Origin of the sequence: Flavobacterium aestivum (assembly GCF_026870175.2) — a bacterium.
Lineage (GTDB): Bacteria > Bacteroidota > Bacteroidia > Flavobacteriales > Flavobacteriaceae > Flavobacterium > Flavobacterium aestivum.
In genome coordinates this window covers 4,480,796-4,502,797 of sequence record NZ_CP113977.2, presented here as the reverse complement: position 1 = coordinate 4,502,797, position 22,002 = coordinate 4,480,796, and the positions used below count along the sequence as shown (strand labels likewise).

19 protein-coding genes, 4 tRNA genes and 2 rRNA genes are annotated in these 22,002 nt (G+C 35.8%); 12 read left to right on the top strand and 13 right to left on the bottom strand.

Annotation, left to right across the window (positions count from 1 at the left end):
- Positions 1-5 precede the first annotated feature (5 nt).
- The gene (locus tag OZP08_RS19320) at positions 6-1,097 is read left to right on the top strand and encodes a DUF6630 family protein (protein WP_281322634.1); all 1,092 of its coding nucleotides are present in this window, start codon (positions 6-8) and stop codon (positions 1,095-1,097) included.
- A 129-nt stretch (positions 1,098-1,226) separates the two neighbouring features.
- Here OZP08_RS19320 and OZP08_RS19315 read toward each other — a convergent pair whose 3' ends face one another.
- From OZP08_RS19315 to msrB, 7 genes are all read right to left on the bottom strand, one after another.
- Positions 1,227-2,186, bottom strand: coding sequence for a quinone oxidoreductase family protein (locus tag OZP08_RS19315; protein ID WP_268847662.1), 960 nt, complete (start codon positions 2,184-2,186; stop codon positions 1,227-1,229).
- 40 nt (positions 2,187-2,226) lie between these two features.
- A complete protein-coding gene (locus OZP08_RS19310) occupies positions 2,227-2,688 on the bottom strand; it encodes a GNAT family N-acetyltransferase (protein WP_268847661.1) in 462 nt (153 codons plus the stop codon).
- A 72-nt stretch (positions 2,689-2,760) separates the two neighbouring features.
- Positions 2,761-3,246, bottom strand: coding sequence for a nuclear transport factor 2 family protein (locus OZP08_RS19305; RefSeq protein WP_281322633.1), 486 nt, complete (start codon positions 3,244-3,246; stop codon positions 2,761-2,763).
- A gap of 28 nt (positions 3,247-3,274) precedes the next feature.
- Complete coding sequence (locus tag OZP08_RS19300) at positions 3,275-3,922, bottom strand: TMEM175 family protein (RefSeq protein WP_268847659.1); 648 nt, start codon at positions 3,920-3,922, stop codon at positions 3,275-3,277.
- 87 nt (positions 3,923-4,009) lie between these two features.
- Positions 4,010-4,540 (bottom strand): MepB family protein, encoded by a 531-nt coding sequence (locus OZP08_RS19295; RefSeq protein ID WP_281322632.1) that lies wholly within the window; start codon positions 4,538-4,540, stop codon positions 4,010-4,012.
- 89 nt (positions 4,541-4,629) lie between these two features.
- The gene (gene msrA / locus OZP08_RS19290; RefSeq protein ID WP_268847657.1) at positions 4,630-5,256 is read right to left on the bottom strand and encodes a peptide-methionine (S)-S-oxide reductase MsrA; all 627 of its coding nucleotides are present in this window, start codon (positions 5,254-5,256) and stop codon (positions 4,630-4,632) included.
- Positions 5,257-5,280: 24 nt separating this feature from the next.
- A complete protein-coding gene (gene msrB / locus OZP08_RS19285; RefSeq protein ID WP_281322631.1) occupies positions 5,281-5,832 on the bottom strand; it encodes a peptide-methionine (R)-S-oxide reductase MsrB in 552 nt (183 codons plus the stop codon).
- Positions 5,833-6,245: 413 nt separating this feature from the next.
- Between msrB and idi the strand changes: the two genes are divergently transcribed.
- The 7 genes from idi (at position 6,246) to OZP08_RS19250 (ending at position 9,313) form a co-directional block, all read left to right on the top strand.
- Positions 6,246-6,773, top strand: coding sequence for an isopentenyl-diphosphate Delta-isomerase (gene idi / locus OZP08_RS19280; protein WP_268847656.1), 528 nt, complete (start codon positions 6,246-6,248; stop codon positions 6,771-6,773).
- Between the two features lie 52 nt (positions 6,774-6,825).
- Positions 6,826-7,236, top strand: coding sequence for a 6-pyruvoyl trahydropterin synthase family protein (locus tag OZP08_RS19275; protein ID WP_281322630.1), 411 nt, complete (start codon positions 6,826-6,828; stop codon positions 7,234-7,236).
- Positions 7,236-7,691 (top strand): peroxiredoxin, encoded by a 456-nt coding sequence (locus OZP08_RS19270; RefSeq protein WP_281322629.1) that lies wholly within the window; start codon positions 7,236-7,238, stop codon positions 7,689-7,691. The genes OZP08_RS19275 and OZP08_RS19270 overlap by 1 nt, the downstream gene beginning before the upstream one ends.
- A gap of 39 nt (positions 7,692-7,730) precedes the next feature.
- Positions 7,731-8,699: a type I phosphomannose isomerase catalytic subunit gene (locus OZP08_RS19265; protein WP_268847655.1), complete on the top strand. Its 969-nt coding sequence runs from the start codon at positions 7,731-7,733 to the stop codon at positions 8,697-8,699.
- A 55-nt stretch (positions 8,700-8,754) separates the two neighbouring features.
- Positions 8,755-9,021, top strand: coding sequence for a hypothetical protein (locus tag OZP08_RS19260; protein WP_268847654.1), 267 nt, complete (start codon positions 8,755-8,757; stop codon positions 9,019-9,021).
- A gap of 76 nt (positions 9,022-9,097) precedes the next feature.
- Positions 9,098-9,171: transfer RNA gene (locus tag OZP08_RS19255), tRNA-Thr, on the top strand.
- A 68-nt stretch (positions 9,172-9,239) separates the two neighbouring features.
- A tRNA-Thr gene (locus tag OZP08_RS19250) sits at positions 9,240-9,313 on the top strand.
- Between the two features lie 412 nt (positions 9,314-9,725).
- On the opposite strand, the gene OZP08_RS19245 is transcribed toward OZP08_RS19250, so the two are convergent.
- The 6 genes from OZP08_RS19245 to OZP08_RS19220 all read right to left on the bottom strand — a co-directional run bounded on the left by OZP08_RS19245 (position 9,726) and on the right by OZP08_RS19220 (position 15,770).
- Positions 9,726-10,442: a DUF4369 domain-containing protein gene (locus OZP08_RS19245; protein ID WP_281322628.1), complete on the bottom strand. Its 717-nt coding sequence runs from the start codon at positions 10,440-10,442 to the stop codon at positions 9,726-9,728.
- A 187-nt stretch (positions 10,443-10,629) separates the two neighbouring features.
- On the bottom strand, positions 10,630-12,495 hold the full coding sequence (locus tag OZP08_RS19240) for a M61 family metallopeptidase (RefSeq protein ID WP_281322627.1): 1,866 nt from the start codon (positions 12,493-12,495) through the stop codon (positions 10,630-10,632).
- A gap of 114 nt (positions 12,496-12,609) precedes the next feature.
- Entirely contained in the window at positions 12,610-12,888 is a 279-nt protein-coding gene (locus OZP08_RS19235; RefSeq protein WP_281322626.1) for a DUF2805 domain-containing protein, read from the bottom strand.
- Between the two features lie 637 nt (positions 12,889-13,525).
- On the bottom strand, positions 13,526-14,233 hold the full coding sequence (gene aqpZ / locus OZP08_RS19230) for an aquaporin Z (protein WP_281322625.1): 708 nt from the start codon (positions 14,231-14,233) through the stop codon (positions 13,526-13,528).
- 148 nt (positions 14,234-14,381) lie between these two features.
- Positions 14,382-14,765, bottom strand: a complete 384-nt coding sequence (locus OZP08_RS19225) for a hypothetical protein (RefSeq protein WP_281322624.1) — start codon at positions 14,763-14,765, stop codon at positions 14,382-14,384.
- A gap of 102 nt (positions 14,766-14,867) precedes the next feature.
- Positions 14,868-15,770, bottom strand: coding sequence for an EamA family transporter (locus OZP08_RS19220; protein ID WP_281322623.1), 903 nt, complete (start codon positions 15,768-15,770; stop codon positions 14,868-14,870).
- Between the two features lie 1,215 nt (positions 15,771-16,985).
- Between OZP08_RS19220 and OZP08_RS19215 the strand changes: the two genes are divergently transcribed.
- From OZP08_RS19215 to OZP08_RS19200, 4 genes are all read left to right on the top strand, one after another.
- Positions 16,986-18,499, top strand: a 16S ribosomal RNA gene (locus OZP08_RS19215).
- Between the two features lie 130 nt (positions 18,500-18,629).
- Positions 18,630-18,703, top strand: a tRNA-Ile gene (locus OZP08_RS19210).
- Between the two features lie 150 nt (positions 18,704-18,853).
- Positions 18,854-18,927, top strand: a tRNA-Ala gene (locus tag OZP08_RS19205).
- A gap of 142 nt (positions 18,928-19,069) precedes the next feature.
- Positions 19,070-21,953: ribosomal RNA gene (locus OZP08_RS19200) — 23S ribosomal RNA — on the top strand.
- The 16S and 23S rRNA genes sit together here with 2 tRNA genes alongside, the layout of an rRNA operon.
- Positions 21,954-22,002 lie beyond the last annotated feature (49 nt).

Below are 22,002 nucleotides of genomic sequence, written 5' to 3'. Positions count from 1 at the left end.
TTTCAATGAAAAAATTTTTTTCTAATTTATTTGGTGGAAATAACAATCAAAAATCAATTGTATCTTTTGATGTTATTGATTCGATTTATTCTTATTTGTATACAGAGGAAAATAGCCTGGAATTTAAAATGAAAGGAATTCATGATACAGTTTCTGTGAATTTGTATACGTTTCCAACTTCATTTGATCATGAAGAAGGGAGAAATGAAATCAAAAAAAGCGGTTTTAAAAATGCTTATGAAGTTTTAAATGAGTTGTATAAAAAGATAAATATCGGTCCAATTTCTGAAGAGCATATGCTTCAGGAATTAGAATACGATTGTATTCATATTCAATTTTATACGGAGCCAATTCCAGAAATGAAAAATTATCTAAAACATGTTTTGCATAATTTTATCATTTTCTTTTGTTGTACTGATAGTTTGGAAACAAATGATTTTAGAATTTTATACAGTCATGATTATTTTTCGGATTACACAAAAGCGATTTTGGATACAGAATATATTGATATAAATAATCCTAAAAATGAAATTCAGAAAATAGGGTTTAAAGAATTTGAAAGAGTTTTGCAGGGAATTTGTCAGTATCTAGAAATCGAATTGCCTGAAGACATTAATGTTCCTACACAAGAGAATTTATTGCCAGAAGAAATCGAGGTTACTGAAGAAATTTTCGAAGAATTTATAAAACTGGTTTCAAGAGGAGATATAGAAGAAGAACTGCTTCAAGAGCAATCAAAAAAACTTTTGGAGAATTTTAAAAAAGAACCAAAAGAATATCATTCGAAAGTTGAAGGTCATTTTGATTTTTTTGAAAGTATAGATAGTTGGAACAGTGATTGGAAATTTGGCCCAGAAGATGCAGAATATTTCATTTCAGAGTTAATAGGTGAAGATTTCAATTTTGAATACCCGGAAAAAACATATTGCCATGATTTGTTTCCTTATATTCAGTCTGCTTTAGCAAAACAAAATCTTGAATTAATGACTTACGAAACGTATGGAGATAATTATTTGTTTTTTGTGGCAAATAAAAGTGAAGTAGACAGAATTTTAGAATTATCTGAATTAACGAAGATTGAAGTTAATCAGTTATAATAGATTTTTTCCGTGAGGAATAAGAGGAAGCTACCGAAGTAGCTCGGATAGCCCGACACCAATATAAAAAGGGCTGACTTTAGCACCGCTTAGTCAGCCCTTTTTATATTGATGGCACGCTCTGATTATTTACGGAATCAGGATAATTTTTCCAGTGCTTTTTCGGCTTTCTAAATAATCATGAGCATTTTTGCCTTCTGATAGTTTGAAAATTGTTGGAGTTGCTATAGTTATATCACCATTGGCAATCCAATTAAATAATTGGTGAGCTCTTTTGATGCGCTCTTCTTTTGAAATCAAATAGCTCCATAAATCACCACCCGTCAATGTTTTAGAAGTATCCATCAGCATTCTTGGGTTTACAAATTCAGGATCGCCACCAGCCATTCCAAAAAATACAACTTGCCCACACATTTTGGTTACTTCAAAACTATCATTCAAGGTGCTGCCAATACTGTCGTAAACAACATCTACACCATTTGGGCAAAAATCTAAAACTTGCTTTTTCCAATCTTCTGAATATAGAAAAACAGCGTCAGCTCCATTTTGTTTTGAGACTTCAGCTTTTTCAGAAGATGATGTTAGTCCAATAACTCTAGCACCTAGAAGTTTACTGATTTGTGTCAAGAATTGCCCGACTCCACCAGCCGAAGCATGAACCAATACTGTTTCTCCGTTTTGGGTTTTATGACTGTCGGTTGCCAAATAATGAGCGGTTAGTCCTTGCAACAAAATAGTCGCTGCGGTTTCGAAAGATATACTGTCTGGTAACGGAATTACATGGTCAAGAGGAACTGCTACCAATTCAGCATTAGCAAAAGGAACATCGGCAAAAGCTACACGATCTCCAACTCTAAAGTCGGAATTTCCATTGGTCTCCACCACAATTCCGGCACCTTCATAACCAGCAATAAAAGGAGGATTCCCTTTGAGATGGTAATTTCCTTTACGTCTATACACATCGGCAAAGTTGAGACCAATAGCTTTCATTTCGACTAATATCTCATCTTTTTTTAATACAGGAGTTGGGATTTCTATATATTCAAGAACATCTGAATTTCCAAAGGAAGAAAAGGTAAGTGCTTTCATTTTTTTATTTTTTAGAGGATACAAAGAAAGCTAAATTTTATTAGCTAGATAATGTTTGGTTCTGCTTCTTAGCTGTCCAGTCTTTATAGGTCATTTCAAACTTAATTTCATTTTTTCCGTGCGTTCCAATCTCTGTCCAACCAGCTTTTCTATAAAAAATTTCAGCTCGAGTCATTGGAGAAGTTCCCAGCCAAACATTGTCTTTTGTTTGCTCAAAATACCAGTCAAGCATAATGTCATGAAGTTGTTTGCCAATTCCCTTCTTTTCAAATTCTGGCTTCATAAATAGAGCCCAAATATTGTTGTCTTTTAGATCAACAATTGAAAAACCAACAATTTCATTATCAATTTCACAAACCCAACCTTTTCCTCGTATCGTCAAGAATTCTCTACAATCTTCGTCTGTTACCAAGTTAGGGTTTGATAAGGTGTTCTCTAAAACAGAATTCCGTACGATTTGAATTTGTTTTATGTCTTCAATTTTAGCTTCTCTAATAGTCATTTAGAATGTTTTTAGCATTAATTTGTTGTTCCCGTATGACAAGTAATTATGCAGGAATGGTAATTTTTATGATTAATGATCGTAGCTAATCATTCTTGAAACTTTCCATTGATTATCTATTTTTTTCCAAATAGCAACAAATTTAAATGTACCTACTTCTTCTTTCCCGTTTTCCATATGTCGGAATTGATGAGTAGCAATTTCAATAGCGCCAAAATCTTTTATAGGATGTACTTCTAGGCTTCCTTTAACCAACTGTCGAGTGAGTTTGTTTTCATTATTAAACATCTTTTCGAAATTTGAAAAAACGGTTTGATAGGAAAGCAATCCGCCATTGTCTTGATACCATTCTAAATCTTCTGTAAACAGAGGCTTGAATTTAGCCATGTCTTTTACATTGAAAGCGTCAAAAAGAACAGTATCCATTTTTGCAATTTCGTTGTATAATTCTTGCGAAGTTGGAGCCACTTTTTTTTCTTGGGCTTGTGCTAAATTTAGCACCAGGATCAATAGAAGCGACAGATAAAAGGTTTGATGTTTAAGTGTTTTCTTTCTCATAGTTATATTGTTTTTTGGTAATGTATTTTTAATTGTGTTTTTGGTTGTATTTTTTATTTACACACCAAAGGTATAAAGGAATAAATACAGTTGACATTCTTCCAATCCATGCTGGTAAAATATAGGAAATCAGTAATCCGGAGAGAAATATAGTTGGCATCATCAAACTTTTGGCAATTGAAGCCTTTATCAGATTTTCATCTTCAAATCCATCAGTAATATTATTTTTTGAATAAGCTAAATGTTTTACCAAGAGAAAACTAATTAAGCCTGTTAAACAGATATTAATAGTGTAAATTAAGTAGGGAATGTGTAAATGAGGCTGGAAAAATTCACTACATAAAGCAGTTGTAAAGGGCATAAGAACTATTGAAAATAGAAATAAAATATTTAACCATATTAATTTTGTGTCATAATTAATCAAATAACTAAAAAGACGGTGATGAACTGTCCAGTAAATTCCAATTACAAAAAAACTAACCACAAACCCAAAGAATTTTGGTATCAGATGCAAAAGCTCATTAAAAACAATAGTGTCATTGATATTAGTCTCAATGTGTGGAACTTTAATTTCTATTACCAATAAGGTAATTGCAATTGCAAAAACTGCATCACTAAATAGTATTAATCGTTCGAGTTGAAATTCTCTTTTTAATTCTTTTTCAAGTTTATCCATGCTTTTTATGTTATTATTTTTTATTGTTTAATTTGAATAAATGTATAAAAATATGTTTTGAATTATAGGAAATGAGAGTCAGTTTTTTTAATTTTCTGTAAGAAAGAGTGATTTTACACGCTTCAAATCCATTGTTTGATTTATCTCTAAAAAATAATCCAATTGCCATTTCTGTGTTTTTTGAGCTTGTTTACTAGTAGTTACATCCCACGGCGGATAAACACGAATAGCACGTTTTCCTTCTTTTTTATCGGAAACGATTTCTTTGGTTATCAGTACTGATTTTGGGAAAATAAACAGCCCAAAGTGATTTTCTTTTCTGGTACTAATAATAAATAAATCGATAGGGTCATTACTGTCAAATGGCTGAATAGGACCTTGATTAATTCTTTTCCATAGCGTAACAAATTGACCAGTTTTTGTAGGAGTAATTTTTGCAGTTCGGTATCGAATGTTTAGATTGTTTAGAACGAAAGTACAGGCTCCGTATTCTGAACTTTCAGGTTCAAGAAAGGGATGGCTAATTTCAAAGTCACCAATGTCATTTAGTATTTTCTTTATCAGGATAAGATCATTGGGTAATTCCTCGATTGCTGTACTTGGGTTTTGGCTGTTCATTTTATAAAAAAATATATGGAATGATTTTGTTATTTTGAGATATTAAAAAAGGCGAAATTGATATTCCGCCTTTAATTAATTTGATAAAACTACTTCTTATTTTTCAGTTTGTCTTTAAAAATTTTTTCGAATTTTTCAAGTTTTGGCTGAATGACCATTTGGCAATAGGGCTGATTTTTGTTATTGGCATAATAGTTTTGATGGTAATCTGCAGCTTTGTAAAATTTAGTAAAAGGTTCTAATGTAGTCACGATTGGGTTTTCATATACTTTAGCTTTTTTTAATTCAGCTATAATAGATTGAGCTTCCTGTTTTTGTTCTTCATTATTATAAAAAATTACAGAACGGTATTGGGTTCCTCTATCGGCACCTTGTCTATTAAGTGTTGTTGGATCGTGTACAGTAAAAAATACTTTGAAAATTTCATCGAGACTGGTTACGTTTTTGTCAAAAGTAATTTGAACTACTTCAGCATAACCTGTGGTACCAGAACAAACTTCTTCGTAACTTGGATTGGCTGTTTTGCCTCCTGAAAATCCGGAAACGACTGATTTTACTCCTTTCAGATTTTCGTAAACAGCTTCTACACACCAGTAGCAGCCACCTCCAAGAGTTATGGTTTCAAAATTAGATTGTGTCATTTTTTTAGTTGTATTATTATTTTGAGAAAAAAGGGTTCCGGTGATTAGCAAACAGGCTAAAATAATTGTTTTCATTGGGATAAAGATTGATTTGATTTTTTATTTAGTATCTGGAACAAAATCAAGTGCTATAGAATTCATACAGTATCTTTTGCCGGTTGGAGCAGGACCGTCATCAAATAAGTGACCTAAATGACCTCCACATCTGCCACAAAGAGCTTCTATTCTTTCCATTCCTAAAGAATTATCGTTTCTAAATACAATACTTTTTTTGTTTTCTTGTTCAAAAAAACTTGGCCAACCACAACTGCTTGCAAATTTGGCTCCTGATCGGAAAAGGGTATTACCGCAAGCAGCACAATAATAAGTGCCTTTTTGGTCAGTATTCCAATATTTTCCGGTAAATGCTCTTTCCGTATTAGCTTTGCGAGAAACTAAATAAACGTCTTCCGGCAGGATTTTTTTCCATTCGGAGTCAGTCAAATTTAGTTTTGTAGTGTCAGTGTGCGAGTAGTACGGATTTCCAGGTTTTGTTTTATAGGTTTCAACTGGAGTCATAGCGCTGCTCTTAGTTTCCTTACTCTGTCCGCATGCATGAAAAGCAAATAGGGGAAGCAGAAGTAAAATGTAAAAAAATGATGTTGTTTTCATTGTGTTTGTTTTTATACCTCAAAGATAATCGACGAATAGGAATCGAAATGTCGGGTATTTTACAATTCTATCTCTATTTATAAAATATTTAACTATTGTTAGTTGTGTCAAAAATGACTTCTTGGTTTTAAAAAAGTAATAGATAGGATGGTTTTTAGATTCTATCTTTTCGGGTGCTTTAACAGTTGGATCAATTACTTTTTTTAGTATTCAATCCTGTTTAATAGGTTGATGTTTTTTATTCTTTTTTTTCTAAATAGATTAGTATCAAAGATACAAAAAGAGAATGTAGAATTTCTTTGATTGGGATTCTAAGATTCGTCAAGAGAAATGATCTCAACAAAGAACCAAAAGGATGTTAAAGCCTTTATAAAGCATATCTTTTTTGTACTTTTGCTTCATCAATACAATATATGGAAGAAGAACAAGTAATATTAGTGAATGAATTAGATCAGCAAATTGGTTTAATGCCCAAATTAGAAGCACATGAAAAAGCCATCTTACATCGTGCTTTTTCTGTTTTTGTTTTGAATGATAGAAACGAAATCATGCTCCAGCAAAGAGCACATCAAAAATACCATTCTCCTTTGTTATGGACCAATACTTGTTGTAGTCATCAACGTGAAGGCGAAACAAATATTCAAGCCGGTAATCGAAGATTGTTTGAAGAAATGGGGTTTAATACAGAGTTGAAAGAGTTATTTCATTTTATATATAAAGCACCTTTTGATAATGGTTTGACAGAGCATGAACTGGATCACGTAATGATTGGTTATTATAATGAAGAACCGTTGATCAATAGAGAAGAAGTTGAAGATTGGAAATGGATGAAAATTGAAGATATTAAAGAAGACATGCTTTTGAATCCAGAAATTTATACCGTTTGGTTCAAAATCATTTTTGATGAGTTTTATCATTTTTTAGAAGAACATACAATATAAGATTTTAGATTACTGTAATCTAAAATCGACAATCTAAAATCTAAAATTACCTATGAGAGTAACTATATCCAGAAAAGCCCATTTTAATGCTGCCCATCGCTTGTATCGAAAAGATTGGACTTTCGAACAAAATGATGCCATTTTTGGCAAATGTAATAATCCTAATTTTCATGGGCACAACTATGAATTAATCGTTAGTGTTACAGGGGAAATAGACAAAGAAACAGGTTATGTTATGGATGTAAAGTTTCTGGCAGATATTATCAAAGCTGAGGTTGAAGATCAATTTGATCATAAGAATTTGAATCTGGATGTACCAGAATTTCAAGATTTGAACCCTACAGCAGAGAATATTGTAGTTGTAATTTGGAATAAAATCAGAAAAAAAATAAAATCAGAATTTGATTTAGAAGTGGTTCTTTATGAAACACCTCGTAATTTCGTAACCTACAAAGGGGAATAATGGGATTGAAAATAGGAGATAAAATCCCAGATTTTACCGCGAAAGATGCTGCTGGGAATGATTTTGATAGCCAGAGTGTAATAGGTGTAAAACCATTAGTTATTTATTTTTATCCAAAAGACAACACATCAGGTTGTACTGCACAGGCTTGTAGTTTTAGAGATCAGTATGAGGATTTTAAAGATCTGGGAGCCGAAGTAATAGGAATAAGTAGTGATAGTGTGGCTTCGCATCAAAAATTCACTCGGCAATTTCAGTTGCCTTTTATACTTTTATCAGATCATGATAAGAAAATAAGAAAACTTTTTGGAGTGCCTTCTCGTTTATTCGGAATATTACCGGGAAGAGTTACCTATGTAGCAGATAAAACGGGAACTATAATTATGATTTTTGATAATATATCGGCAACTCAACATATCCCAAAAGCGCTTGAGGTTATAAAGAAATTACATTAAATGAATTAACACAATAGTATTTAAATTTTCACAAAAAACATGAATTCAAAAATTTATCCATTACAGTTTGAAGCGATTTTAAAAGAAAGAATTTGGGGCGGAGAAAAATTAAAGTCAGTTCTAAATAAACCGATTACTTCAAGTATAACAGGAGAAAGTTGGGAATTATCTACAGTTGAAGGAGATGTTAGTGTTATTGCTAACGGTGATTATAAAGGAAAAACATTGACGGATTTGATCAATGAATATCCAAACGAAGTTCTTGGAACAGCTGTTTATAAAAGATTTGGGAATCAATTTCCATTGCTTTTTAAATACTTAGATGCTCGTGAAGATTTATCGATTCAAGTGCACCCTAATGATGAATTGGCTAAAAAACGTCACAACTCTTTTGGTAAAACTGAAATGTGGTATATTATGCAGGCAGATCAGGACGCAAGAATTATAGTGGGGTTTAAAGAAGATTCAAGCTCAAAAGAATATTTAGAGCATCTTGAAAACAATACCTTGGTTTCTATTCTGGATGATGTGAAAGTAAAATCGGGAGATGTTTTTTTCTTAGAAACAGGAACGGTTCATGCCATTGGGGCAGGATTAGTGGTTGCAGAAATACAGCAAACATCGGATATAACGTATCGTTTATACGATTTTGATCGTAAAGATGCTCAAGGAAATACAAGAGAGCTGCATGTAGATTTGGCTCTTGATGCTATCAATTACAATAAAGTCAATACATTTAAGGAATATACTAAGGAGGTAAATAAATCTAATACAATAGTTGATTGTCCTTACTTTACAACCAATTTTCTTCCTTTAGATGGAGAAAAGACAATGCATAGAACAGGAGAAACTTTTACTGTTTTTATGTGCATTGAAGGTTCTTTTGAAATAGAATACAATACAGTAAAATATAATTATAAAAAAGGAGATACGGTTCTAATACCGGCAGCTATGAATGAATTTAGCCTAAGTGGAAAAGCTTCTATCTTAGAAATTTACATTTCATAGTAGGTAATAGAAAGATTATGTGTACTTTTGCAAACGCAAATTAAATAAAAATAAAATGGCAAACGTTAAGAATTTAAAGAAAGACATCAACTACGTTTTAGGAGATATTATTGAAGCAGTTTACTTGTTCGAAATTTCTACAACAGGAAAACCTACAACAGAAACTAATGCATTAATCGACGAAGCTATCGCTGCTTTTGACGCTTTGATCACTAAAGTGAACGAAAAGAAGGTTGAAAATAAAAAAGCACACTTCAAACAAATAAATGTAGAATTGGAACAAGTTGCTAATCAATTGATTGCTAAAATCAACGAATTATAGTAAAAAAAAGGCAAAAAAAAGTCTGTATTTATTTTGAAAAAACGAAATACAGACTTATATTTGCACCCGTAATGAGGCCGATGTAGCTCAGCTGGCTAGAGCAGCTGATTTGTAATCAGCAGGTCGTGGGTTCGAGTCCCTCTATCGGCTCAAAAACCATCTATTTCTTTAGGTGGTTTTTTATTTAAGTTAACAACATTACAAGATATATTGAGTCTGCCAGCGTAGCTCAGTTGGCTAGAGCAGCTGATTTGTAATCAGCAGGTCGTGGGTTCGAATCCCTCCGCCGGCTCTTTATAGAAACCATAACATTCATTTGTTATGGTTTTTTTTATGGAAAAATATGAGCAAAAAAATTATCTCAATAAGGAATTAGGAGGCTCTTTTGTGGTTCTTTAATAAAAGCATCTAACTTTTGTTAGGTGTTTTTTGTTTTAGAGGTATTAGGTTATTAGTTTCAATAAGCCCTATAGGGGGGAGGACTGTTTTATCAATTTATTCGAATAATGGCTTAGAGAATTTGATTTAAAAGATTTCATTGGAGTAGTCTAAAACGTTTAGTAGTATTATGGAAAAGATAAATAAGTAATATGCAAATTAGCAGCTTTTTTTATAGTGGGGTCTTACTTGAATGTCTGAATTATAGAAACAAAAAAACCGCCTTGAATAAAGGCGGTTTTTGATATGTAAATTATTGTTGAATGCTATTTTGCTTCACTTTTTTTGATATCATTTACGTATTTGGTCAATTTTTTACCATATAATGAATTAGCCACTTTTGGAGTCATTGATTTTTGAATGGTATCCAAATATTTAATGTTGATGTCATAAATTTCGGCTAAAGCAATATAAGGAGAAACTTCATGATCTTTATTGTTTACAGCAAAATTAGTAGCATAAAGGTATTTACGTTTGATATTGGATTCTTGTTTTGCGTTTATGCTATCTAGAGCTTTGGTGTTATTATTTTTGATAGCGTTAAATTTATCTTGTATCAAAGTTAGATTTTCATCATTGAATCGAGAGTTTATCTTTTTGTACTCTTCATACAATTCATGGTTTTTAGAACCTGTGATTTTTGCACTTGCAATAAAAGTATCTAGGTTGGTGTCTATGTTTATAGTGCCTGGTTCTGCAAAAAACATAATATTATTGTCAAGAGAATTAGTAACTCCTCTGTCAAGATATAGATATAACATTTCTGGTGATTTTAAGTCAATATCACTTGTAAAAGCTGAGTTTCCGTCAATCTTGATGCTGTCAATTGCTACAAGAGCAGTGTCAACCACTCGTTGAATGTATATAGTACCTTCTTTCAACCCTTTGATGTTTCCGGTAATATGTAAGTTAGTTTTTGATTCATTTTTGTTACAAGAAACTAAAAGTAATAGTGTAACAAAAGCAATAATTGAATTTTTCATGTGTAATTAATATTTGTTTTTTTAGAACATGTTGTTGCCATTGCTTATAATTATGACAACTCCACTGTTTTTTAATTTTGGCGCAAAATAAAGAAAAATGTTGGATTGGAGGATGTAATAGAGCTGAATTTAAAAAAAAATCCCAATCTAGTAATAGATTGGGATTTGGGTGATTTTTTTAAAAGGATTATCCTTTCAACCAAGCTTGTCTTAAAGCGGCTTTTGATGCATCAGTTGCTTCAAGCCCATTAGAATCGATGTAAGGGAATTTTACAGTTCCTTTTAATACTTGTTCTTTACCATCTCTTTTTATTTTGATAGTAATAGCATCATCTTCTTTCCATTTTTGACTATCAGTAATCATTTCATAAATATTGTCTAATGAATACGCTTTGTCATTTATAGCAAGAATTATATCTCCGCCTCTAAGGTCTAAATTAGAATAGAAAACATTCAATTCTTTATTTGGCACTACAAAAATTTCTTTGCTTTCGTGGCTAACACCTATATAAGGGACTTGACCTTTTATGAATATTCCTTCTGGTGTTTTTTTGACAACTTTTGTTACACCTACTTTTGCTAAATATTCATAATAAGGAATTGGTGTTGGTCCTGCTACGTATTTGGTTAGGAAAGCACCTACTTCAGGATAAGTTAATGAAGTTATTTTTGCGAATAAATCGGCATCATTAAATGGTTTAGAAACTCCGTATTCATTAGATAGTTGATGCATTAAATCAAGAATTCCTCTTTTTCCTTCGCTGCTTTGTCTGATTTGAATATCCAAGCACATTCCGATTAGTGCTCCTTTTTCATATACATTTAAGTATTGATCTTTATAAGGCTCTTTTAGTACATTGGCACTCATAACTGTAAATGGTATGGTGTCATTCATGGTATTGGCATGTTCAATTTTTTCGGCAATTCTAGAGTAGAATTCGTCTTCATTGATTAAACCTTGGTTGATTTGGAATAGATTGGCAAAATATTCAGTTACTCCTTCGTACATCCATAAATGTTCAGACATTTTTGGAGCGTTATAATCAAAGTATTGAATTTCTTTTGAGTGAATAGTTAATGGAGTTACGATATGAAAGAATTCGTGAGATACTACGTCTTTCATTTGTTTTACCAATTCATCTTTTGGCATCATTTCAGGCATGACAACAGTTGTCGCTGTAGGATGTTCTAAGGCTCCAAAACCTTTTGCATCAGTAGGAGTCATTGTAGAAAGGTAAAGAATAACAGTGTATTTTTTAGTGGAATTGATTTTTCCTAAAAATGTTTTTTGAGCTGTCATCATTGTTTTCATTTCAGGAGTAATGCTTTCTGCAGTAAATTTTCCTGTTGGAGAGTAAACAGCAATCTGGATATTCATACCATCTACTGTAAAAGTAGTATAATCAGGTTTAGAATACATTATCGGGTTTTCCAACAATTCAGAATAAAGAGGCATCTCAAAAATATCATTTGTAGATGATGCATCTTTGTCGATCATTGAGGTTGCTCCCCAAAGAGATGCTGGATGTGTTATTGTTACTGTGTATGGTAGTTCTTTTTTGTCTTGGAAATAACCAACAAAACCATGTAGGTTTAACATAAAGTTTTTGTTGGCATCAATGTTTGTCCCGGCAGGAGAAAAGACATCATCTTTCCCGAAACCTCTGCCTTTTTCAGTGTCATAGGTATCATTTACCAAATAGGTGATCTTTGCCAGTGATTTTGCATTTTTGATTACCCAAGTATTATCATCAGATTTAGAAACAGTCAATAAATTTCCTTTACTGTCATAAGCTTTAAAATCAGCGATATATTTTCCATAATCGTCCGTTGAATAAGTTCCAGGGACTGTCTTTGGAAGGCTATAAGTGATTTCGTTTGTGTTAATTTTTGGAGTCTTAACGCTAACAAGAACTTGATCGTCTTTTACATCATTCAAATTGATGGTAACTTCAATTTTTTCTTTTTTAGGATTACCAGGAGTTGTAGAGGCGTTGGCCTTACCTGACCAAAATAAAGAAGAAAAAGCAAATGTAAATAGTAATTTTTTCATTTTGTTGTTTTTTGTTTTATAATAAGTGTATAAAAGAACTAGATTGTTACAGAGGTAGTAAAAAAACTGAGGCTAAAAAAAAACTCCTGTTTTTTAAAGGAGTTTTTCTTTTGATTAGTCAAGTTTGTTTTTTATGTAATATTTACCGTCTAAATCTTCATCAAAGTCATCAATTTTTATAGGTTTTGGTTTTGGTTTACTAGCAGTAGCCTTTTTTTTCCACATTTCAAATTTTTCTGTGGGCATTTTCTTTTTCATAATTTCCAGAACCTCTTTTTCAGCTAATCCAAATTCTTTTTTAATAATTTCAAATGGATTTTTTTCTTCTTGGGCCATTGTAACAAGTTTCTCTGTTTGTTCCCAGTTCAATTCTTTGCGGTTACTCTTTTTCATCAGGTGAAAATTAATTCAAATAGGTGTTAATGATTAATATAATTTATTTTAAATCTGATATCAATATTAATAAAAATAATAATTACTTTTTATTAAAAATTGAAAAAAATTTTGCTTTTAACTATTTTATAATGAGGGATGTTTTTGGGTGGTATTCTGATTTAATTTTTATAAATATAAGATTTATTTTATAAATAACAAGCTTTTGGGTTTTTAGATGTTTGATCTTTCTTAAAAGGTTGTGTAGTTTTTTGTGTTATTAATGAGGAATCTTGTTCGAGAATATTTTTTTGAATAGAATCAGAATTGTGTTTCAATTAAAAAACATGTTCAATGCTTATGTATAATGACGTAGTTGTTGGATTTGTAATCAATATTAATTAAGGGTATAGTTGCAAAATTGTCCCGAAACATTTTCGAAACAGGATTTTATTTTTCGCAGAAATGATATCGAAGGATATGGTTGTATGATGATGTTAGAGTAGGAGTAGGGCTTTCTTTCATTTCGATATTTAGTAATTCTATGTATTATATGCTGTGATTGAAAAAAAGGAATTTATGTCGCAAAAAATAAAGAGAAAAAGGAAGTGATTAAACTTTCTTTTTCTCTTTATAATATAGTTTTGATCAAAAAAAGCTAAGCTTCTGAATGGTCTTGCAGTAAGTTTTTATAAATGAATCCAGCCACAATAGCGCCTAAAATTGGAGCTACCCAAAACATCCAAAGTTGTGATAATGGTTCGCCACCTACAAATAAAGCTTGTGATAATGATCTAGCAGGATTTACAGAGGTGTTTGTAATTGGAATACTGATTAAGTGAATTAGAGTTAGACCTAGTCCTATGGCTACTCCAGCAAATTTTCCATTTGCAAATTTATCGGTTGCTCCAAGAATTATTAATAGAAAAAACAGTGTTAAGGCAAACTCTGCAATAAATGCTGATTGCATTGAGTATCCATCAGGAGAAAAAGCTCCATATCCATTAGAGGCAAAAGCTCCGGCCTTGGTGTTGTCAATCATGAATCCTGCTTTTCCGGATGCAATAGTATATAATGTTCCAGCCGCAGCAATGGCACCTATACATTGTGCAATAATATAAGGGAGTAATTCTTTGGCAGAAAAACGTCCACCAGCCCATAGTCCAAAAGAGACAGCAGGATTAAAATGCCCTCCCGAAATATGCCCTACTGCATAAGCCATAGTTAAAACGGTTAATCCAAAAGCAAGTGAAACACCAACAAAGCCGATGCCGGCTCCGGGAAAATTACAAGCAAATAATGCGCTACCGCAACCTCCAAATACAAGCCAATACGTTCCGAAAAATTCTGCTAATAGTTTTTTCATAATGTTAATTTTAGGTTTTAATTGTAACGAATTTAGTAAAAATACTGTTAATGTGCACCTTGTTAAATTAAAATATCGCAAAATGAAAACAAAATTTATTGGAATTATAGTGTGAAGTTTGTTGTTAAGTCATGGCGGTATAAGTTGTTTATTTGTCTTCTACTCTTGAATAATCAATGTAGCTTTCATATTTTTTACCAGTTTTATGATTGTAAAAGGTGATATTGTTATTTTTTATTTTAACAGTTACTTCTCTACCGTCCTTATGAATTAGTTCATATGTTTTTACGGTTGTTTTAGGATCTTTTTTTTCACTCACAATTGTAAAAATTTGAGGTGTCTTGTAGTCAATACGAACGCTGCATGTTTTATCTTTTTTATTGAATAAAAAAGCAACCTCATGATTTTCGGTAGAAGTAGTGCCGTCAGGATTTTTGATTTTGACTTTATTAACTTCAAGATATCGTTCTTGTGAAAATGAAAGAGCAGTAGTTAAGAATGCTACAAATAAAAGGAGTTTTGATAGATTCATTTTTGAATTATTTAGATAGTTAGTTTTTAGATTAAAACGACTGAAGCATAGCTATATACTAACAAAAATAAAACAATAATGTAATACTTTATGTTTATTCTTTTAATTGTTGTTGTTTCTGTTGAAATTTATATTCATTAATATTATTGCTAATAAGATTAGAGCAATGCCAAACCATTGAGTGATATTTATATTTTCATTCAGCAGAAAATAAGCCATTAAAACAGATACAGGAAGTTCAAGAGCCGAAATAATGCTGCCAAGTCCAATTCCGGTAAGAGGGAATCCGGCATTCATAAGCATAGGAGGAATGATGGTACCAAAAAGAGATAGGACGATTCCCCATTTTAGAAATATTGAAAGATTAAGTGGAGTATTCTGTGATGCTATTGCAAACCCAAAAACGATAACAGCACCTCCGAGAAGCATATATAAACTTCTTTGAGCAGATGATATTCCTAAGGCAATGCGATTTGCGGTAAACATGGTGGTGGTAAAGGAACAGGCAGCCAACATTCCCCAAAGTAGTCCGCGCCAATCGAGTTGTATCTCGTTTTTAAGGATGTCAGTTGCTAATAGGGTTCCGATTAAAACAATGACTACCGATACTATTTTTTGTTTCGAAGGAATTTTTTTCTCCAAAAGCATTTCTAATACTACACCAATCCATACGGTTTGCATCAACAATACAATGGCTATTGAAACAGGAACGTATTTTACTGCCATATAATAAAAGACACTCGTCATACCAAGTGATGTCCCAGCAGCCATTAATTGGAATATGTTTTTTTTAGATGCTTTAATAACATCTTCTTCGCTTTTTGCTTTTTGGAAACCATTAATGATAAGAATTCCGGTTATTCCTAATACAAATTGAGAGATTGTTACCTCTGCGGTAGTATATCCTTCCGCGTATGCCATTTTTACAAAAGTTGCTAGCATCCCAAAACTGGTTGCTCCAAGGGCTACTAGAAATACTCCTTTAAATACATTGTTTTTAAACATTTCGTTTCTTTTTTTTAATCATTAATTTTTTGTCTAATCTTACTTCTTTAGGATGGTGTTAGAATTCCTTAATATATAGGAGTCTATTGTTTAATAGTGACTAGCTGCCGTTTTTAAAGTTCTTGATGATTTAGGTCACTCAAATGCAATCGAAGAGCATTAATAGAAATCAATAAGGCTTTAGTTTTTATGTAAAGAAGAGTCATTTATATTTTGTTGGGCCGCAAAGTTCGGTTTTTTAAACATGAATAAAAAATGAATAGGGGATATAGTATTTTTAGAAAAGGGATGATGTATGATAATATAGTTTAGCAGCTTTATCCCGCTCTTCGTTCCAATCTTGTTGCCCGAACACCGGCCAACAAGGATTTTCACTACTATCGGGGCTAGGGCATAGGTCTTTCATAAGAGAGATTCTTCTATACATAAGGTGACATATATAATATAGGATTATATAAAAAGACATGCTTATTATATAGGAGAGACTGTTTTGAGGTGAGAATCTATATAAATAGGTGTTTTGGCTTAGCTGAATTGGTTGCATCCGCCTGTAGTTTGGGTGTTGACATCTTCAATCTGCCACTAAAAACGGTGCAAAACGTCAAAAACCACTCTAAAGTGAGAGCTAAACGGAAAGAAACGTAAAAAAGAAGAAATGTAAATAGCGCAAAACCAAAGTGTTGAAAAAAACTTTAGGATAAGGTTAAAAAAAGGTTAGAAAAAGTATTGTTTAAGTGAATAAAAGGTCTACTTTTGCACCCGCAACAACGCAGACGTTCATAGAGAGACTGGCAAGAAGAAGAAATTGAGATTGAAAAAAAATTCAAAAAAGATTTCAAAAAGCTTGCGAGAATTAAAAATGATGTTTACTTTTGCACCCCGCAAAATGCGCAACGTTCCTTGAGAGACTGGATAGAGAAAGAGAAGAAATCGAGATAAAGATTTCGAAAAAAAAACTTCAAATTTTTCTTGCCGGTTAAAAAAAGAATTGCTAGTTTTGCACCCGCTTTGAGAAACAACGAAAAGCGCGAAACACGGACTCACACTGAGATGTGATTCTTAGAAAGAATTAAGATACGTTCCTAGACATATTGAATTGACAGCCGTCTCGATTAATCGAGACAAAAGAAATAAGAGTAATAGAATCGAAAGATTTGAATAAAACCACTAGACCTTCAGTCAAATAAATAAAGAGATTTAAATCTCAAACAATATACGATGAAGAGTTTGATCCTGGCTCAGGATGAACGCTAGCGGCAGGCTTAACACATGCAAGTCGAGGGGTATTGGTTTTCGGACCAAGAGACCGGCGCACGGGTGCGTAACGCGTATGCAATCTACCTTTCACAGAGGGATAGCCCAGAGAAATTTGGATTAATACCTCATAGTATTAAAGATCGGCATCGATTTTTAATTAAAGTCACAACGGTGAAAGATGAGCATGCGTCCCATTAGCTAGTTGGTAAGGTAACGGCTTACCAAGGCTACGATGGGTAGGGGTCCTGAGAGGGAGATCCCCCACACTGGTACTGAGACACGGACCAGACTCCTACGGGAGGCAGCAGTGAGGAATATTGGACAATGGGCGCAAGCCTGATCCAGCCATGCCGCGTGCAGGATGACGGTCCTATGGATTGTAAACTGCTTTTGTACAGGAAGAAACACTCCTACGTGTAGGAGCTTGACGGTACTGTAAGAATAAGGATCGGCTAACTCCGTGCCAGCAGCCGCGGTAATACGGAGGATCCAAGCGTTATCCGGAATCATTGGGTTTAAAGGGTCCGTAGGCGGTTTAGTAAGTCAGTGGTGAAAGCCCATCGCTCAACGGTGGAACGGCCATTGATACTGCTAGACTTGAATTATTAGGAAGTAACTAGAATATGTAGTGTAGCGGTGAAATGCTTAGAGATTACATGGAATACCAATTGCGAAGGCAGGTTACTACTAATGGATTGACGCTGATGGACGAAAGCGTGGGTAGCGAACAGGATTAGATACCCTGGTAGTCCACGCCGTAAACGATGGATACTAGCTGTTGGGCGCAAGTTCAGTGGCTAAGCGAAAGTGATAAGTATCCCACCTGGGGAGTACGTTCGCAAGAATGAAACTCAAAGGAATTGACGGGGGCCCGCACAAGCGGTGGAGCATGTGGTTTAATTCGATGATACGCGAGGAACCTTACCAAGGCTTAAATGTAGATTGACCGATTTGGAAACAGATCTTTCGCAAGACAATTTACAAGGTGCTGCATGGTTGTCGTCAGCTCGTGCCGTGAGGTGTCAGGTTAAGTCCTATAACGAGCGCAACCCCTGTTGTTAGTTGCCAGCGAGTCATGTCGGGAACTCTAACGAGACTGCCAGTGCAAACTGTGAGGAAGGTGGGGATGACGTCAAATCATCACGGCCCTTACGCCTTGGGCTACACACGTGCTACAATGGCCGGTACAGAGAGCAGCCACCTCGCGAGGGGGAGCGAATCTATAAAACCGGTCACAGTTCGGATCGGAGTCTGCAACTCGACTCCGTGAAGCTGGAATCGCTAGTAATCGGATATCAGCCATGATCCGGTGAATACGTTCCCGGGCCTTGTACACACCGCCCGTCAAGCCATGGAAGCTGGGGGTGCCTGAAGTCGGTGACCGCAAGGAGCTGCCTAGGGTAAAACTGGTAACTAGGGCTAAGTCGTAACAAGGTAGCCGTACCGGAAGGTGCGGCTGGAACACCTCCTTTCTAGAGCTTCAGTGTTAGCGCAAGCACGCTGGAGAAAGAAGACGAAAAGGACTATTTGGGAACGAATGTGGACGTTTTATTACTCTTGCTGTTAATTTAAAAAAAAAGAATAAGAATTAAGTAAAAACAGAGTCTCGTAGCTCAGCTGGTTAGAGTACTACACTGATAATGTAGGGGTCGGCAGTTCGAGTCTGCCCGGGACTACAAAATTTGAGATTTTAGATTTAAGAATGAAGATTTTAGATTTAAGATTTTAAAAAAAAACTGAAAAATACTTAATAAAAGGAAATTCTAGGGTTGAGACCTTATGAGCTGTGATTCATAACTCATAACTAATAACTCATAACTAAAATTGGGGGATTAGCTCAGCTGGCTAGAGCGCCTGCCTTGCACGCAGGAGGTCAACGGTTCGACTCCGTTATTCTCCACAAGAGCGAAAGCTTATGGCTAAAAGCCAATAAAGTTCATTGACATATTGAGATAAGAAATAATAAAAAGTAGAAAGCAGTTTTACTTGATTTATTTAAGTAAAACGAAACAAAACGGTCATAATTGATTTTATGATTGGTACAATAAGCAAAATAAGGGCGTATGGGGGATGCCTAGGCTCTCAGAGGCGATGAAGGGCGTGATAAGCTGCGAAAAGCTACGGGGATCGGCACACACGATTCGATCCGTAGATACCCGAATGGGGCAACCCACTATGTTGAAGACATAGTACACCGATAGGTGGGCAAACCCGCTGAACTGAAACATCTAAGTAGGCGGAGGAGAAGAAAACAAAAGTGATTCCGTAAGTAGTGGCGAGCGAACGCGGATTAGCCCAAACCAATGTTGTTACGGCAATGTTGGGGTTGTAGGACCACGATATTTCTTGCACAAAGAACCGGAATCTACTGGAAAGTAGAACCAAAGAGGGTGATAGTCCCGTATGGGTAATGAGTGTAAAGGATAGTGGTATCCTGAGTAGGGCGGGGCACGTGAAACCCTGTCTGAATTTGGCGGGACCATCCGCTAAGGCTAAATACTCCTGAGAGACCGATAGTGAACCAGTACCGTGAGGGAAAGGTGAAAAGAACCGTGAATAACGGAGTGAAATAGATCCTGAAACCATACGCTTACAAGCGGTCGGAGCCCATTCGTTGGGTGACGGCGTGCCTTTTGCATAATGAGCCTACGAGTTAACGTTGCTGGCAAGGATAAGTGGTTAAGCCATGGATCCGTAGCGAAAGCGAGTCTGAATAGGGCGCTTTAGTCAGTAGTGTTAGACGCGAAACCGTGTGATCTACCCATGGGCAGGTTGAAGCTGTGGTAACACACAGTGGAGGACCGAACCGGTTGACGTTGAAAAGTCTTCGGATGACCTGTGGGTAGGGGTGAAAGGCCAATCAAACTCGGAAATAGCTCGTACTCCCCGAAATGCATTTAGGTGCAGCGCACGGCGTAAAGTTATATAGAGGTAGAGCTACTGATTGGATGCGGGGGCTTCACCGCCTACCAATTCCTGACAAACTCCGAATGCTATATAATGTTTCCGTGCAGTGAGGGCTTGGGTGCTAAGGTCCAAGTCCGAGAGGGAAAGAACCCAGACCATCAGCTAAGGTCCCCAAATATATGTTAAGTTGAAAGAACGAGGTTTGTCTGCCCAGACAGCTAGGATGTTGGCTTGGAAGCAGCCATTCATTTAAAGAGTGCGTAACAGCTCACTAGTCGAGCGGACGAGCATGGATAATAATCGGGCATAAACATATTACCGAAGCTATGGATTTACAGTTTACTGTAAGTGGTAGGGGAGCATTCTAACAGGGTTGAAGGTGTATCGTAAGGTATGCTGGACTGGTTAGAAAAGAAAATGTAGGCATAAGTAACGATAATGCGGGCGAGAAACCCGCACACCGAAAGACTAAGGTTTCCACAGCTATGCTAATCAGCTGTGGGTTAGTCGGGACCTAAGGCGAACCCGAAAGGGACAGTCGATGGCCAACGGGTTAATATTCCCGTACTAGTTATTACTGTGATGGGGTGACGGAGTGATGAAAGCGCCGCGAACTGACGGAATAGTTCGTTGAAGTACCTACCTATAAGCTGCGCAGGCAAATCCACGCGGCTTGGGGAAATACGATAGTACTCGGAGTCTTCGGACAAAGAGATAGTGCGCCTAAGGGCTTCCAAGAAAAACCTCTAAACTTCAGGTAATAAGTACCCGTACCGTAAACCGACACAGGTAGTCGAGGAGAGAATCCTAAGGTGCTCGAGAGATTCATGGCTAAGGAATTAGGCAAAATAGACCCGTAACTTCGGGAGAAGGGTCGCCCCGAGTAATCGGGGCCGCAGTGAAGAGGTCCAGGCGACTGTTTATCAAAAACACAGGGCTCTGCAAAATCGTAAGATGAAGTATAGGGCCTGACACCTGCCCGGTGCTGGAAGGTTAAGAGGAGATGTTATCTTCGGAGAAGCATTGAATTGAAGCCCCAGTAAACGGCGGCCGTAACTATAACGGTCCTAAGGTAGCGAAATTCCTTGTCGGGTAAGTTCCGACCTGCACGAATGGTGTAACGATCTGGACACTGTCTCAGCCATGAGCTCGGTGAAATTGTAGTAACGGTGAAGATGCCGTTTACCCGCAGTGGGACGAAAAGACCCTGTGCACCTTTACTATAGCTTAGTATTGACCTTGGATAAATGATGTGTAGGATAGGTTGGAGACTTTGAAGTGGCGTCGCCAGGCGTTGTGGAGTCATTGTTGAAATACAACCCTTTGTTTATCTGAGGCCTAACCCCATATTGTGGGGGACATTGCTTGGTGGGTAGTTTGACTGGGGTGGTCGCCTCCAAAAGAGTAACGGAGGCTTCTAAAGGTTCCCTCAGTACGCTTGGTAACCGTGCGTAGAGTGCAATGGCATAAGGGAGCTTGACTGAGAGACATACAGGTCGATCAGGTACGAAAGTAGAGCATAGTGATCCGGTGGTTCCGCATGGAAGGGCCATCGCTCAAAGGATAAAAGGTACGCCGGGGATAACAGGCTGATCTCCCCCAAGAGCTCATATCGACGGGGGGGTTTGGCACCTCGATGTCGGCTCGTCACATCCTGGGGCTGGAGAAGGTCCCAAGGGTTGGGCTGTTCGCCCATTAAAGTGGCACGCGAGCTGGGTTCAGAACGTCGTGAGACAGTTCGGTCTCTATCTACTGTGGGCGTTAGAAATTTGAGTGGATCTGATTCTAGTACGAGAGGACCGAATTGGACAAACCTCTAGTGTATCTGTTGTCCCGCCAGGGGCACCGCAGAGTAGCTACGTTTGGAAGGGATAAGCGCTGAAAGCATATAAGCGCGAAACCCACCACAAGATGAGATTTCTTTTAAGGGTCGTGGAAGATGACCACGTTGATAGGCTATAGATGTAAAGGCAGTAATGTCATAGTCGAGTAGTACTAATAACCCGTAAGCTTATGTACATCCTTTTCCCGAGTCTCAGGACTCGGGAGAGAACTTTCTAAAGTGCTT